The organism is Nocardia sp. NBC_00511 (assembly GCF_045161165.1).
Lineage (GTDB): Bacteria > Actinomycetota > Actinomycetes > Mycobacteriales > Mycobacteriaceae > Nocardia.
Genome location: NZ_CP107849.1, coordinates 1,653,382 through 1,668,262 on the forward strand (window position 1 = coordinate 1,653,382; position 14,881 = coordinate 1,668,262).

15 protein-coding genes are annotated in these 14,881 nt (G+C 69.0%); 9 read left to right on the plus strand and 6 right to left on the minus strand.

Annotation, left to right across the window (positions count from 1 at the left end; all coding sequences use genetic code 11):
- Positions 1–73: 73 nt before the first annotated feature.
- Positions 74–457, minus strand: a complete 384-nt coding sequence (locus OG300_RS07885; protein ID WP_405493657.1) for a hypothetical protein — start codon at positions 455–457, stop codon at positions 74–76.
- 156 nt (positions 458–613) lie between these two features.
- On the opposite strand from OG300_RS07885, the gene OG300_RS07890 reads away from it, so the two are divergent.
- Positions 614–2,959, plus strand: a complete 2,346-nt coding sequence (locus OG300_RS07890; protein WP_405493659.1) for a galactose oxidase-like domain-containing protein — start codon at positions 614–616, stop codon at positions 2,957–2,959.
- A gap of 48 nt (positions 2,960–3,007) precedes the next feature.
- Positions 3,008–3,784, plus strand: coding sequence for an enoyl-CoA hydratase-related protein (locus OG300_RS07895; protein WP_405493661.1), 777 nt, complete (start codon positions 3,008–3,010; stop codon positions 3,782–3,784).
- Positions 3,785–3,809: 25 nt separating this feature from the next.
- Here OG300_RS07895 and OG300_RS07900 read toward each other — a convergent pair whose 3' ends face one another.
- Positions 3,810–4,367: a TetR/AcrR family transcriptional regulator gene (locus tag OG300_RS07900; protein ID WP_405493663.1), complete on the minus strand. Its 558-nt coding sequence runs from the start codon at positions 4,365–4,367 to the stop codon at positions 3,810–3,812.
- 74 nt (positions 4,368–4,441) lie between these two features.
- Here OG300_RS07900 and OG300_RS07905 point away from each other — a divergent pair, with 74 nt between their 5' ends.
- The 4 genes from OG300_RS07905 (at position 4,442) to OG300_RS07920 (ending at position 7,947) form a co-directional block, all read left to right on the plus strand.
- Positions 4,442–5,647 (plus strand): FAD-dependent monooxygenase, encoded by a 1,206-nt coding sequence (locus OG300_RS07905; RefSeq protein WP_405493665.1) that lies wholly within the window; start codon positions 4,442–4,444, stop codon positions 5,645–5,647.
- Between the two features lie 64 nt (positions 5,648–5,711).
- Positions 5,712–6,197, plus strand: coding sequence for a hypothetical protein (locus tag OG300_RS07910; RefSeq protein WP_405493667.1), 486 nt, complete (start codon positions 5,712–5,714; stop codon positions 6,195–6,197).
- A 5-nt stretch (positions 6,198–6,202) separates the two neighbouring features.
- Positions 6,203–7,324: a sensor histidine kinase gene (locus tag OG300_RS07915; RefSeq protein WP_405493669.1), complete on the plus strand. Its 1,122-nt coding sequence runs from the start codon at positions 6,203–6,205 to the stop codon at positions 7,322–7,324.
- Positions 7,291–7,947, plus strand: a complete 657-nt coding sequence (locus tag OG300_RS07920) for a response regulator (protein ID WP_405493671.1) — start codon at positions 7,291–7,293, stop codon at positions 7,945–7,947. Before OG300_RS07915 ends, OG300_RS07920 begins: the two co-directional genes overlap by 34 nt.
- Before the next feature lie 168 nt (positions 7,948–8,115).
- Here OG300_RS07920 and OG300_RS07925 read toward each other — a convergent pair whose 3' ends face one another.
- Complete coding sequence (locus OG300_RS07925) at positions 8,116–8,937, minus strand: TIGR02452 family protein (RefSeq protein WP_405493673.1); 822 nt, start codon at positions 8,935–8,937, stop codon at positions 8,116–8,118.
- 106 nt (positions 8,938–9,043) lie between these two features.
- On the opposite strand from OG300_RS07925, the gene OG300_RS07930 reads away from it, so the two are divergent.
- Both OG300_RS07930 and OG300_RS07935 read left to right on the plus strand, forming a co-directional pair.
- Positions 9,044–9,406 (plus strand): ACT domain-containing protein, encoded by a 363-nt coding sequence (locus OG300_RS07930; protein WP_405493675.1) that lies wholly within the window; start codon positions 9,044–9,046, stop codon positions 9,404–9,406.
- Positions 9,407–9,668: 262 nt separating this feature from the next.
- Positions 9,669–10,043, plus strand: coding sequence for a BlaI/MecI/CopY family transcriptional regulator (locus tag OG300_RS07935; protein WP_405493677.1), 375 nt, complete (start codon positions 9,669–9,671; stop codon positions 10,041–10,043).
- A 36-nt stretch (positions 10,044–10,079) separates the two neighbouring features.
- Here OG300_RS07935 and OG300_RS07940 read toward each other — a convergent pair whose 3' ends face one another.
- The 3 genes from OG300_RS07940 to OG300_RS07950 form a co-directional block, all read right to left on the minus strand.
- On the minus strand, positions 10,080–10,499 hold the full coding sequence (locus tag OG300_RS07940; protein WP_405493679.1) for a DUF4440 domain-containing protein: 420 nt from the start codon (positions 10,497–10,499) through the stop codon (positions 10,080–10,082).
- 17 nt (positions 10,500–10,516) lie between these two features.
- Positions 10,517–11,467 carry a M56 family metallopeptidase gene (locus OG300_RS07945; RefSeq protein ID WP_405493681.1) on the minus strand — a complete coding sequence of 317 codons (951 nt, stop codon included), beginning with the start codon at positions 11,465–11,467 and terminating at the stop codon, positions 10,517–10,519.
- Between the two features lie 85 nt (positions 11,468–11,552).
- Entirely contained in the window at positions 11,553–12,527 is a 975-nt protein-coding gene (locus tag OG300_RS07950) for a helix-turn-helix transcriptional regulator (RefSeq protein WP_405493683.1), read from the minus strand.
- Positions 12,528–12,588: 61 nt separating this feature from the next.
- Here OG300_RS07950 and OG300_RS07955 point away from each other — a divergent pair, with 61 nt between their 5' ends.
- Positions 12,589–14,862, plus strand: coding sequence for an ATP-binding cassette domain-containing protein (locus OG300_RS07955; RefSeq protein ID WP_405493685.1), 2,274 nt, complete (start codon positions 12,589–12,591; stop codon positions 14,860–14,862).
- Positions 14,863–14,881: the final 19 nt, after the last annotated feature.

Consider the following 14,881-nt stretch of genomic DNA (forward strand, 5'->3'; position numbering starts at 1 on the left):
GTCACCCGCGCGTGCCCGCCCGCCACGTGTGCTACGCGGCTCCCCCGAAGCGGGTGCCGCGCAACGTCTTCGGCTAGGAGCCGCTGGTCAGTCCGCTGAGCAGACCGCTGCCGCTGCCCAGGCCCGAGGAGCCGGTGGAGGTCTGCAGGGTCCAGGTGCCGCAGCCGCTGGTGAAGAACGCGACGTCGGTGGAGGCGATGGTGACGGTCGCCGTGCCGCTGGTGGCGCCGCCGGTCTGCAGGACGGCGGTGGCGCTCGGGGTGAGCGCCGAGAGGCGAGCCCACACGCAGGTCGAGAGCGCGGTGGTGGTGGTGTAGGTGCCCGCCTGCACATCGGTGCCGACGGAGAACACGGAGTCGGTGCCCATGCTGGTGCCCACGGCGTTTGCGGTGCCGGTGGAACACATGACGGCGGAAGCGGACAGAGCGAGACCGCTCACCAGGAGTGACTTGCGCATACGGGATATCCTCAAGTGTCTGAAATGTAGTCATTTCGGACGTTAGTGGTCGGGTCGGTCGCCCGTGGTCATATCCAGGAAGCTCACAGGAACCGACATCGAGGACTATCCGGACATCGGTAGCCGGAACCCGCGCCGAAGACCATGATTGCCTGTGTGGCAGGACAATTCGTTCCGATTCCCGATTGGTTCTCGCAGGACAACCAGGACTGCGGTATCGCGGTCTACGATCTCACCGGCGACGGCGCGCTCGACATCGTGGTCCTCATGGTCGACAACCCCGCAGGTCAGAACACTGGCAACTACCGGATCGGCACCGCGCTGGCGGCCGATGGCACGGTGAAGGGCTGGGGTCCCTGGCTCCAGGTGCCCGACTGGTGGGGCTGGGAGAACCAGGGCGCGGGCATCGCCCTCGCCGACCTGAACGGCAACGGCCGCCCGGACCTGGTGGTGTTCCTGGTCGACAATCCACCCGGCCAGAACCAGGGCTACTACCGCATCGGCCGCGACCTCGCCGCCGACGGCACGGTCACCGGCGGATGGACTGCGTGGCAACAGATTCCGGACTGGTTCGGCTGGGAGAACCAGGGCGCGGACATCTGCCTGACCGAGCTCGACGGGCAGCCGACCCTGGTGGTCATGACCGTCGACAACCCGGACGGCCAGAACAGCGGGCAGTTCCGGCTCGCGAAGGGCCTCGGCGCGGACGGCACGGTCGCGGAATGGACTCCGTGGCTGGCGATTCCGGACTGGTACGGCTGGGAGAACCAGGGCGCGGGCATGACCGTCGCCGACCTCGACGGTGACGGCCGCCCCGAACTCATCGTCTTCACCATCGACCATCCGCAGAACGGCAACGGCGGTGTCTACACCATCGGCTGGGGCCTGGACGGCACCGGCCACTGCGTGGACGGCTGGAGTCGCTGGTCGCAGGTGCCCGGCTGGGGCTTCTGGCAGAACGAGGGCGCGGCCGTCGCACTGCTGCCCGGTCCGGGCCTGCCGCAACTGGTGGTGTGCGCGATCGACCACCCGCAGGGCGGCAACGTCGGATACCTGCGCGTGCTCGACCTCGACACCGATCTGGCCACCGCCGCCACCGAAGGACTCTGGCGCATACTGGATTTCGGCACCGAGATCAATCCGGTGCACGCCGCGCTGCTGCACACCGGCGACATCCTGTTCTTCGCCGGATCCGGCAACGACCCCGACCGCCACGATGCCCACGAGTACCGCACCCGGGTCTGGCACTACCCGAATCCCGGGCTGGCCGCGCCGGTCACGCCCATCGACATGTTCTGTTCCGGGCAGGCGTACCTGCCCGACGGCCGCCTGCTGGCCGCGGGCGGCACCGGACAGTACGACCCGTTCTTCGGCCTGCGCGACGCCCTGCTGTTCGATCCACAGACGCTGGCCTGGAGCACCCAGCCCGATATGGTCTCCGGGCGTTGGTATCCGACCCTGGCCGCCCTGAAAAACGGTGCGGTGGTGGCTGTCTCGGGGCTCGGCGCGGACGGCTACCTGTCGGAGACCCCGGAACTGTTCGATCCGGTGTCGATGACCTGGTCGAACCTGCCTGTCCCCGGACCGATTCCGACCTACGCGCACCTGATCATGCTCACCGATGGGCGACTGTTCTACACCGGCGGCCAGTTCGGCGGCAACAACGGCATGCGCCCGTCGATCTGGGACACCACGACCGGAGCCTGCGTCCAGGTCCCCGGCCTGGAGAATCCGGAATCACGCAGCCAGTCGACCAGCGTGCTGCTGCCGCCCGCACAGTCGCAGCGCGTCATGCTGCTCGGCGGCGGTGATGTCGACCCGCACGGCCCCGGCACCGCGCTGGCCGACACCCGCATCGTCGATCTGACCGCCGCCACGCCCGCCTACCAGGCGGGAGCGCCGATGGCCCACGCGCGCATGCACGTCTGCGCGGTGATCCTGCCCGACCGCACCGTGCTCGCGGAGGGCGGTTCGGCGATGGAGGAGATGGCGGACATGGTGCCGCCCAACGGCGAGATCTACGACCCGGTCGCCGGAACCTGGAGTCCCACCGCCCCGCAACGCGTCGCCCGCCTCTACCACTCGGTCGCGCTGCTCACCCCAGACGGCAAGGTGGTGACCGCCGGATCCAACCCGCTGCGCAAGACCGAGGAGCTGCGCATCGAAATGTACTGGCCGCCATACCTTTTCCGGGGCCCGCGACCGGAGTTCCAGATCGCCTCGGGCACAGTCGCATACGGCGCCACCCTCACCCTGGCCACCACCGCCGACCTGCGCGAGGCCAGCCTCATGCACCCGAGCTCCACCACCCACTCCTGCGACAACAACCAGCGCCTCATCGACCTGCCGTTCACCCGCACCGCGCCCGGCACCGTCGAGGTGACCCTGCCCGCCGATCCCGGCCTCGCACCGCCCGGCTGGTACCTGGTGGTCGTCGTCGACACCGCGGGCCTCCCGTCGACCGGCAGCTGGATCCACCTCGACCCGGCCGCCCCGGTCTGACCGCCGAACCCGCCCGGTTGCACCCCGCCCACCACTACCGTGGATCCCATGACCGAGGAGTACCGGCATCTGCTCGTGAAACGTGACGGCGACACCATCACCGTCACCATGAACCGCCCCGACCGCCGCAACGCCCTGTCCGCCGACCATTTGGCGGAACTCCTCGCGGCCTTCGAATCCGCAGGCGAGAGCGACGCTTCCGGCATCGTGCTCGCCGCCGCGGGCCCGGTCTTCAGCGCGGGCCACGACTTCGCCGACGTCGCCGCCCGCGACCTCCTCGGCGTCCGCGACCTGCTCACCCTCTGCCAACGGGTGATGACCACCATCGAATCCGTCCCCCAGGTGGTCATTGCCCGCGTGCACGCCCTGGCCACCGCCGCGGGCTGCCAACTCGTCGCCTCCTGCGACCTCGCCGTCGCCGCCGACTCCGCGGGCTTCGCCCTCCCCGGCGGCAAGGGCGGCTGGTTCTGCCACACCCCCGCCGTCCCCGTGGCCCGCTCGATCGGCCGCAAACGCCTGATGGAAATGGCCCTCACCGGCGACATCGTCGACGCCGCCACCGCCGCGGACTGGGGCCTGATCAACTACGCAGTCCCCGACACCGACCTCGACGCCACCGTCACCGCCCTCCTCGCCCGCGCCACCCGAGGCAGCCGAGCCGGCAAGGCCCTCGGCAAACGCACCCTCTACGCCCAGCTCGACCGCCCGGAAGCCGACGCCTACACCCTCGCTCGCGAGGTCATGGCCGCCGCCTCCCAATCACCCGGCGCCCGTGAGGGAATGGCCGCCTTCCTCGCCAAACGCCAGCCCGTCTGGCCGGACTGATTCCGTGCCGTCGGGGCGCGCGGTCTCATCGAACCGGAACTGCGATGCGTCGCAATGCTTCCGCGAGCTCGTGCCCGGTCGGCGCGTTGTCGGGGTCGATGAGGTACTGCGCGGCCACGCCGATGAGCAGCGCCTGGTAGAGCATTCCGGTACTGCGAGAAGATGTTTCGCCGGGATCGGCATCGTCGAGCAGTCGCACCAGCCCCGCCCGCGCCTCGTCGAGGTTGCCGGCCAGCTGGGCCCGAATCTCGGGATGTGCGAGCGCGTCGAAGGTGGCCGACCACATCCCGCGGTGGGTGGCGACGGTGGCCAGTACCGCGTCCCAGCGATGCGCGATGCGTGCCCAGGGGTCGGCGTCGATCTCCGGGATCGCCGCCAGCGCCTGCTGTAGATCCGCGCCCCACTCCTCGGTGGCCTCGGCCAGTGCCGCGGTGAGCAGTGCCTCCTTGGTGCCGAAGTGGTATCCGATGGCCGCCATGCTCACGCCCGCGGCGGTGGCGATATCGCGCACCGTGGTCCGCGCATAGCCCTTGTCGAACAGGCAGTTCCGCGCGCCGAGCAGTAGATCCTCACGGTTTCCCATGCCGAACATGGTAGCGCATTCGCCTTAGACATTTGTCTTGCGCAAATGCCCAAATCGGTTGTACGGTTCTCGGCATGCAGCAGACGAACAACCGCACCGTCCTGATCTCCGGCGCGAGCATCGCCGGACCGGCCCTGGCCTTCTGGCTGCGGCGCTACGGATTCACCCCCACGATCGTCGAGAAGTCGTCCACTCTGCGCGCCGGTGGTCAGGCCATCGACGTGCTCGGCACCGCCACCGAGGTGGTTCGCCGTATGGGCCTGCTCGAGCGCGTCCACGAACTGAGCACCGGCAAACGCGGCACCTCCTACGTCGACGCCGCCGGTAAGGTGCGCGCCAGCATCAGCAGCGAGGTCTTCAACGGCGTCGGAGCCAACGGCGACACCGAGATTCAGCGCGGCGATCTGGCCCGCGTGCTCTACGAGGCGACCCGCGACGACGTCGAATACCTCTTCGGCGACACGATCGCCGAGATGACGCAGGATGCGGACGGCGTGCGAGTGTGCTTCGAGCACGGCGCGCCACGCACCTTCGATCTGGTCATCGGCGCCGACGGCGTGCATTCCCACACGCGCGCACTGGCATTCGGCCCAGAGTCGGACTTCGCCCGGCACATGGGCTACTACATCGCCATCTACACGATTCCGAACTTCCTCGGGCTCGACCACTGGGAACTGGACTACAACACCCCGGGCACGATCGCCGGTGCCTACAGCGCCCGGGAGAACACCGAGGCCAAGGCCATTTTCGCGTGGGCGTCGGAGCCGATCGAACACGATTACCGCGATGTCGCGCAGCGGCAGCGCATCCTCGCCGACGTCTACACGGGGCAGGGCTGGGAGGTGCCGCGGCTGCTCTCGCACCTGGAGGCCGCCCCGGATTTCTACTTCGACGCCATGACCCAGATCCGCATGGACGGCTGGCATGCCGGTCGCGTCGCACTGGTCGGCGACGCGGGCTACTGCGCCTCACCGTTGTCCGGGCAGGGCGCGGATCTGTCACTGGTCGGCGCGTACTTCCTCGCCGGTGAATTGGCCGCTGCCGCGGGCGATCACACCATCGCCTTTCCCGCGTACGAGCGACGGATGCGGCCCATGGTCGATGCCTGCCAGAAATTCGCCGAGAGCACCGGCGGCTGGTACGCGCCCGGCAGCAAGGCCATGATCCGCTTCCGTGATCTGAATGTGCGCCTGCTGCCTTACCTCCCGTGGCGCGGCGTGATCGGTGGCGCTCCGCAGAAGGTCGCCCGCACCGTCCCGATGGTGGACTACGCGGCCTGAAATCCACCCGGTCTCCACCCTCGGGTGGTGGGTGGAGGCAGGCGCAAACGCGAGGCTCTAAGGCATGAACATGCAGAATGCCGTGGTCGAGGGTCTCGTCATTGTCGTGGTGGTCGGCTGGATCATGTACCGGCAGACCAGGTGGTCGGTGCTCGATCCGCAGCGGCTGTGGCGGGGGCCGATCATTCTCGCGGTGGTCGGGGGCGTGCAGTTGAAGTCGATGGCGGACATCCAGATCAACGCCGTCGCCATCGTGATGCTGGCGATCACGGCGGTGGTGAGCGTCGGGGTCGGGCTGGCCATGGGCTCGCTGTCGGAACTGCGGTGGGCGCAGGACGGCATCGAGGCGCGCACCGGGTGGCTCGGGTCGGTGCTGTGGCTGGTGCTGCTGGTCGTGCGGATCGGCATGGATGTGGTGGCGCACATCGAAGGCGCGGCCGTCGTCACCTCGGTCGGGGTGATCCTGCTGGTCGTCGCGCTGAACCGGGTGGGGCGCGGGCTGGTGCTGGCCCGGCGTGCCGAGCAGATGCACCTGGTTGCGGCACACTGAGAGCGATGTCGAGCACTCTTTCCCAGTTGAGCCTGAGCAGGCTGTTACGCCTGATCGGGCTCATCGCCGTGGTGTCGTCCTCGGCGAGTCACGCGCTGTTCGATCGGCCGTGGGTCGCGGCGCTGGCGATGCTGTCCTGGGCCGGATGGACGGTGTGGGTGCTGCTCCCGTCGACGATGGTCCGGGCCGAGTGGATCTGCCTGTGCGCCATGGCCATCGGCGGCGGTCTGACCAGCGCGGAGCTGGCCGGTTCCGGAATCACGGCACTGGCCACCGTTTTCGTGGCGGTCGGGCAGGCCACCCAGCCCCTGTGGCAGGGCTTGGCGCTGGCCGCACTGACCGCGTTGCTGATGTGCGTGTCCCTGCTGCTGTTCGGGCGGGATCTGGATTCGATGCTGGGCCTGCTGACCGGCGTCGTGGTGGTGAGCATGGCGGGCTGGAGTCGCCGGCAGTTCCGGCTGGCCGCCGAACGCAATCGGATACTGGTGGAACAGAATCGGATCATCCGTGTCGAACGCGACCGGGCCGCGGCGCTCTCCGAGCGCGGACGCATCGCCCGCGACATCCACGATGTGCTGGCGCACACCCTCGGCGGCCTGGTGCTGCAACTCGATGCGGCCGACGCGCTGCTGGAGGCGGGGGAGACCGCACAGGCCGCCGAACGGGTCAAGGCCTCACACCGATTGGCGGTCTCCGGGCTCGAGGACGCACGGCGGGTGGTGGGTGCGCTGCGTTCGGACAACTTCGACCCGACGGCCGAACTGCGCCGGGTGGCCGATGAACACCGTTCCGCCGGAGGACAATTGGCGGAGCGCCTGGAGACGACGCCGACCTTCGCCAACGAGCAGGCCGCCGTCGCCCTCACCCGCGCGGCGCAGGAGGCGCTCACCAATGCCCGCAAACACGCGCCCGGCCTGCCGGTTACGCTCGCCCTGCGCGACAAGGCGGGCGATATCGAACTCGAGGTGACCAATCCGCTTGCGGCGCATCGCATGCCGCTGAGCGCCACCGGATCCGGCGCGGGCCTGCTCGGCATGCGGGAACGGGTCGAAGCGGTCGGCGGTTCGGTGACGGCAGGGAAGGAGCAGGGGCGATGGACGGTGCGAATCCTGGTGCCGCGGAGGTGATCACGGTCGTGGTGGCCGACGATCAGACCACCGTGCGCGACGGCCTCACCACGGTGCTGTCGCTGCTGCCCGACATGCGGGTGGTGGGGGAGGCCCGCGACGGCGCGGAAGCGGTGGAACTGGTGCGCACCCTGTCCCCGCGCGTCGTGCTGATGGATCTGCGCATGCCCGGCGTCGACGGCGTCGCCGCCACCGCGGCCATCACCGCCCAGCACCCGAAAACCGCGGTGCTGGTGCTCACCACCTACGCCGACGACGCCTCGATCGCGGGCGCACTGCGTGCGGGAGCCCGCGGCTATCTCACCAAGGATGCCGGTCGCGCCGAGATCGCCGCCGCCATCCGCTCGGTCGCCAGCGGGCACACCACCCTGGCCGCCGATGTCGGCCGCCGCCTGGTCTCGGTCTTCGACGCCGCCCCCGAACCGTCCGTCGACCTCACCGATCGCGAGCGCGACGTGCTGCGCCTGATGGCCCAGGGCCGCAACAACTCCGAGATCGCCAAGGAGCTGTTCATCGGCGTGAGCACGGTGAAGACGTACATCAATTCGCTGTTCGGCAAGCTCGGCGTCCGCGACCGCGGGCAGGCCATCGCCTACGCGCATCGCACCGGTCTCGCCCGCTGACCTGCTGGAAACCGCCACGCCGCCAGCGTGATCTGTTAAGCGATATCCGAATCTGTAGATATTGCAATCTAAACATGGAATGCCGCGCGTCCTCAAAGCCGGAAACCGGCAGGGACCGCGGAGGTGAAGGACCAGGAAGCCGAGGACCAGGGAGGCGGCCGGCGTAATTCAGGAACTCCGCGCGCCGAAGCGGGACTCGAAGGCAGCGCGATTCGGCGACACCGGAGAGCGGTCCCAGACCGCGAACACAACTCGGTCGAACGCCGCACCATGCAGTGTCAACGCCCGCTCGAATGCCTCGGCGACCTCGTGCGGGTCGTTGCGGAACACCCCGCATCCCCAAGCGCCGAGCACGAATTCGCGCACACCGTGCCGCGCGGCGATGGCGAGTACCCGTTCGGCCCGCTCGTTCAGCACCTCTCGCACCGGGACCGGAGTCGCCGAACGCAGCGCCAGCTGACCGGCATTCGGGGCGGGCGAGGTCAGGAACGACACCTGGAACGGCTCCGCGATCAGCGCCTGGTGATCGTCGCGGATCACCGGCACGCCGGGGGAGTAGATGACGCGGTGGCTGTAGCGCAGGTCGTCCGACGCGCGGTGCGCCGCATAGTAATCGGGGGCTTCGAGCAGGCAGCTGTACAGCAATGCGCTGCGGCACAGGTCTTCCTCCTGGGCGCGAGCGCCGCGGAGATAGCCGCCCCCGGGATTGCGCGCGGAGGCGAAATTCAATACGGCGACCGACTTTCCGCCGCTCTCGTGGAGTCGCCGGGCTGCCTGCATGCTGCCTTCGGCGGTGACCTCGACCGTCCCGGTGAACGCCCCGTGCGCTCCCTCGGTGACTTGATCGGCGGGCGAGTAGGACACGGTCCCGGCGCGTGCGGCGGCGAGTGCGCTGCCGATCTCGACACGGGAGCCGTCGTCGATCCGGTAGCCGCCGACCTCGGCGATGTGCTCGTTCTCGGTGGCGATTTGTCTTGGGCTGGTACTCATTCCAGTGACCCTACGGATCGGGTGGCATCCGGTCACCCTCTTTTTAGTCACTACTACTAATTCCGGTGGCGAAGTGGCGACCGTGGCTCCCCCTAGGATCTACGCCATGGCACGGAGTCAGCGTTTGCGGGTCGTCCCGTCGCAATTCGCGGTGGATCATCTCCCCAACTCGACCTTCCCCGAGGACGACGAGTGGATCGCCCTGGTGCGAGCGCCCGAGGGCCTCACCGTGATTCGTGAAGCCCCGCCGTGGGCGGAGGGGGAGACCTGGAAGGGTTTCTACGGTGTCGACCAGGGTGCGCTGCACGCGGCAGGAATGCTCGCCGGGTTGATTTCGCCCCTCGCCGAGTCCTCGATCCCGGTGCTCGTGGCCTCCACCTATCACGCGGATCTGATCCTCGTTCCGGCCCATCGCCTGGATGAAGCCTCGGACGCCCTGCGGGACGCGGGGCATCGCATCGCCCAGTGAATTCCCGCGCCCGGCGGCTGTGGCGCGAATCAACGCAGGTGGCCCTGTGATTCGGTCGTCCGGGCGGTCCGGTTGCGTGGACGGTCGCGCGGGTGCACGATAATACGGTCTACGTACGTAGATCGTACGACGGGGCACGTCCCGGTGCCCCGTGCGGCTCGAGTCCATACCGGAGATCACTCTAAGATGGGGTGCACACCGGGACTGTAGGCCGAAATGCGGTGCGGAATCGGCCGAGCCGTGAGGTGAGGAGACGTCAGACGTGAGTGCGCGAGGTTTCGGCGACTTGGAAGCGGTCGTCATCGAACGGATCTGGGATCGCGACGAGAAGACCACGGTGCGCGAGTTGTTCGACGAGATGGCCAACGAACGCGACATCGCGTACACCACAGTCATGTCGACCATGGACAACCTGCACCGCAAGGGCTGGCTGGAACGCGAACGCGTCGGCAAGGCGTATCGCTACTGGCCCACCCTCTCTCGCGAGGAGTACAGCGCGCGACTGATGAGCGAGGCGCTCGGCAGCGGCGGCCGCTCCGAACTGGTGCTGGCGCACTTCGTCGAGCAGATGAGCGCCGAGGATTCCGAGGGCCTGCGCGCTGCGCTGCGCAAGCTCTCGCGCTCCAAGCCCCGCTGATCGAATCGCCTCCGCGACGCTCGGATCGGCCCCGCGTCAGTCCTCGCTGACGACCGTGCCCTGGTGATACAGGGCGGTCCACCCCGGCTCGCGGTGCTGCCACACGGTCAGGCGTCGCGTCAGCCGCCCGGGCTGGCGCAGCGTATAGGTGAGCAGATAGGTGTCCGCTGCGATGGCGCGGACCTGGAATTCGCCGATGGCGGAATCCGGTTCGGGCCAGCTGGGTGCCGCGGTGGCGTAACGCTGCTCGAGCACCGACCACACGTACTCCCGGCTGTAGCGGTTGCCGGACGCACCGACCTCCCAGTAGTCCGGGGCGGTGAGTCGCTCGAAATCGGCTCGGGTGAGCCCGAATTCGGGTCGATGGAACAGCGGCTCGCGGGCGATCAGGGCGTCGAGGACCTCGCTGAGTGCGGGGTCGGTGGTCGGATCGGGTTCGCGGGCGGGCTGATTCATCAGGGCAGTATCGCCGCTCAGTCCAGACCGGCGCAGACTTCTATGCCGATGAACGCCGCGATGATGGCCGCGATCGGGATCAGGGTGGCGGTGGTGGCCGCCGCGGTCGCGGTGAGACGGGTGCCGAGCGCGACCGGGGTGTGCGGGCGGGTGAGCCGGTCGATGCGGCTGGTGAGGACCGGATGCGCGGCGAGCCCGGACTCGGTGGGGATCTCCGAGAGCGTCACCAGCGCCTGATGCACGATGTGGCGGCCGTGAACGTCGGCGGCCGCTTCGTCGGCGATCATCTCCAGCAGCCGCGAGACCTCGGTCGCGCCCACGGTGAACAGGTCGATGCGCGGCAGCACGGTGGCCAGGCCGCGGGTGAGGGCCAGCAGCAGGTGGTGGCGTCCGGCGAGATGCGCGCGCTCATGGGTCAGGACGGCTTCGAGGTGCTCGTCGTCGAGCGCGGTCAGCACGCCGCGGCTCACCACGACCGTATGTGGTTTGCCCGCAACGCAATACGCGGCCGGATGATCGACCTCGAGCACGACCGCGTCGAGTTCCGCATTGTGGCGCCCGGCCATCCGCGCCATCCGCCCGTGTTCGAGGGTGCGTCGGCGCGAGCGCAGCAGTGCCGCGATCAGCCGCACGGCCACGACCATCCCGGCGAGCGAGGCGAATCCACTCAGCGCCAGCAGCCCGGACTGCACCGGCCCGCCGTAACGCCCGACCGCCGCATCGTGCAGGTGCACCAGACAGCTGTCCATGAAATGTGCTGGCACGGTGCCGATCTGGTGGGAGATGAGGTCGATCACGAACAGAATCAAGGTCACGGTCCAGGCGAGCAGGGTCGATCCCATCGCGGCCAGCCAGGCGCTGAGCGCCAGATGCGGCGCGGCCCCGTCCGCGCTCACCCGGTGCAGCAGCCGGGGTGCCAGCACGGCGACGGCGAATCCGTACAACAGCAGGCAGACGGCGACACTCATGACGGCACCCACGATCCCGCTGCCCGCATCCGAGCTCCTCCCAATCGATTCGGCACGAGTGTAAGGGGGAAATCTGAGGGCAGGCTTACTCCTTCGGGACGGCCGAGGCCGCCCGCAGCCGCTGCGCCAGCTCACGGCCGCGACGACGGAATTCCGGTGGTTCCTCGATCACGAACTCCGCCCCGGTCAGCGCGATGAGCAGGATGAACCATTCGAATGAGTCGACCTGCGCGGTGACCCGGCAGCTCGTGGCGGTCAGCGCCTCGATCTCGGCGTCGCGCAGCTTCAGAGCATCCGCGATCCGGGCGGCCGAGGCCGCCACGGTGACGATCACCCGGTCGCGAGGCGCGGTCAGTTCCGCACGCAGGTACTCCGCCGCCGAGTCCGCGGGCAGTGGGCGCGGGGTGAAAGGGCTTGCGGTGGCTGTGATCGTGCCCACGCGGTCGAGGCGGAAGCTACGCCAGTCACTCCGGTCGAGATCCCAGGCCAGCAGATACCAGCGCAGCCGCACATGCACCTGCCGATATGGTTCGACCCGCCGCCGGGAGGTTCGGCCCTCGCGGCTCGTGTAGTCGAAGGTGACCACCTCGTGGCGGGTGGCGGCGAGGCCCAGTGCGGCGAGGGTGTCCGGTTCCACCGCCGGTGCGGGCGTGCGCGCGGCCTCCATGGTGCGTCGCAGCGCGATCGCCTTGGGGCGCAGGCGTTTCGGCAGGAACTGGTCGATCTTGCCGAAGGCCCGTTCGGCGGCGACGCCGAGATCGTGGTCGGCGGCCTGTTCGGGTGCCGCGGAGCCGAGCAGGGCCAGCGCGAGCAGGGTGGCGACGGCTTCGTCGTCATCGAGCACCAGCGGCGGCAGGGTGCGCCCGGCACTCAGTTGGTAGAAGCCACTGGGCCCGGGGCGGGTCGTGACCGGATAGCCGTACTCGCGCAGGCGCTCGACGTCGCGGCGCAGCGTGCGCGGACTCACCACCAGCCGGTCGGACAGCTCCTGACCGGCGAAGCGGCGGCCGGTCTGCAATTGCGCCAGCAGTTCGAGCAGGCGGCGGGTGACGTCGGCCATGTCTCCATAGTGACTCGAATTGCGGACGGAATCCGGCCACATCTGCCCATAGCGTCGAATCATGACCACACAGCGAACCCCGGCCGCCGCGATCAAGATCCGGGCGGCACGCACCCACAACCTGCGCGGGATCGATATCGACGTGCCGCGCAATGCCGTGGTGGTGTTCGCCGGGGTATCCGGTTCGGGCAAGTCGTCGCTGGTGTTCGACACCATCGCGGCCGAGGCCGGCTATCAGCTCAACGAGACCTATCCGCCGTTCGTGCGCAATCGATTGCCGCGGCGGCGACGCCCGGAGGTGGATGCCATCGACGGGCTGTCGCCGGTGATCGTCATCGACCAGAAGCGGCTCGGCGGCAACGCCCGCTCGACGGTCGGCACCATCACCGACACCTACAGCTATCTGCGGCTGCTGTTCTCGCGCATCGGCGAACCATGGATCGGCGAGTCGAATCGCTTCTCGTTCAATGACTCCGCGGGCATGTGCCCGGCTTGTTCGGGGCTGGGGGAGACGGTGGTGACCGCGGTGGATCGGCTGCTGGACCCGGAGCGGTCGCTGGCGCAGGGCGCGATCCTGCTGCCCGGATTCGCGCCCGGGCAGTACTGGTATCGCCAGTATGCGGACATCGGCTCGTTCGATCCCGCTGTGCCCCTGCGAAAGTGGACCGAGGATCAGCTTGCGGCGCTGCTGTGCGGGGGGAGTGCGGCTGGTCGCCTGGCGGTGCCGCCCGCCGGTGACTACGAGGGCGTGGTGCAGCGCTTCGAACGCGTGTATCTGCACACCGCCAATACGCTCTCGGCGCGCAAACAGGCTGTCGTGGAACGGTTCACGCGGTCGCAGCGGTGTCCGGAATGCCACGGCGAGCGCTTGAACGCGGCGGCGTTGGCCGCACGGGTGCAGGGACGTGGTATCGCGGAATTGAGCCGCCTGGAGATCGCCGAACTGACCGATGTCCTTGCCGCGGTGCGTGATCCACGCGTCGCGCCGGTGGTCGCGGCGCTGCGCGAGCGGCTGTCCGCGCTCAGCGGCATCGGCCTGGGCTACCTGAACCTGGCGCGCTCGACGTCGACGTTGTCGGGCGGGGAGTCGCAGCGCATCAAAACGGTGCGGCACCTGGGCAACAGCCTCACCGAGATGCTGTATGTGTTCGACGAACCGACCGTCGGACTGCATCCCGACGACGTGCGCGCCATGACCGCGCTGCTGGGGCGATTGCGGGACAAGGGAAATACGGTGCTGGTCGTCGAACACGATCCGGCGGTGATGCGGATGGCCGATCAGATCATCGAGATCGGCCCGGGTGCGGGGGCCGCCGGTGGTGAGGTGGTGTTTCAGGGCGCCTACGGCGATCTGCTGCGGGCGGGCACACCCACCGCGCGGGCACTGCGACAGCACCGTTCGGCCCGCACCCCGCGCTTGCCGACCGGGAAACTGCATGTCGAGCACGCCACCCGCAACAACCTCGGCGATCTGTCGGTCGATATCCCGGCCGGGGTGCTGACCGTGCTGTCCGGCGTAGCCGGAGCCGGGAAGTCCAGTCTCGTAGCCGAACTGGTGGCGCAGCACCCCGCGACGGTGGTCGATCAGCGACCCGTCGGCGCCAACCGGCGATCCACTCCGCTCACCTATACGGGCATCGCCCCGGCCCTGCGCAAGCTGTTCGCCGCCCGCACCGGAGAGCCCGTCACACTGTTCAGCGCCAATTCCGAGGGCGGCTGTCCAGCGTGCCGTGGCCTGGGCGTGATCCGGACCGACCTCGCGTTCATGGACGAGCAGGAGACGGTGTGCGAGACCTGTGGCGGTCGCCGGTTCACCGAGCGGGCACTGGCGTGCACCGTCGACGGACTCACCATTGCCGATGTCGACGAGCTCACCATAGACGAAGCGGTGCAACGGTTTCCGGACCCCGAGCTGGCCCGGCCGCTGCGCCGGCTGCGCGAGGTCGGACTCGGCTACCTGCGGCTCGGGCAGTCCCTGAGCGCCCTGTCCGGTGGGGAGTGCCAGCGTCTGAAGATCGCGAAGGAACTCGGCCGCCGTGCCACCCACACCCTGTTCGTGCTGGACGAGCCCACCACCGGCCTGCACCTCTCGGATATCGGCACCCTGCTGACCGTGCTGGACCGGCTGGTGGATGCGGGCAATACCGTGGTGGTGGTCGAGCACAACCTCGAGGTGATCGCGCACGCCGACCGGGTGATCGACCTGGGGCCGGGGCCGGGTCGCCACGGTGGCCGAATCCTGTTCGAGGGCACGCCCGCCGCGCTCGCCGACTGTGCGGCCTCGCGCACCGGTGCCGCATTGCGTGCCGCGGCAACGGGTGTGGACCTGCGGTAGTTGCGTGGTGGGAGCGTTT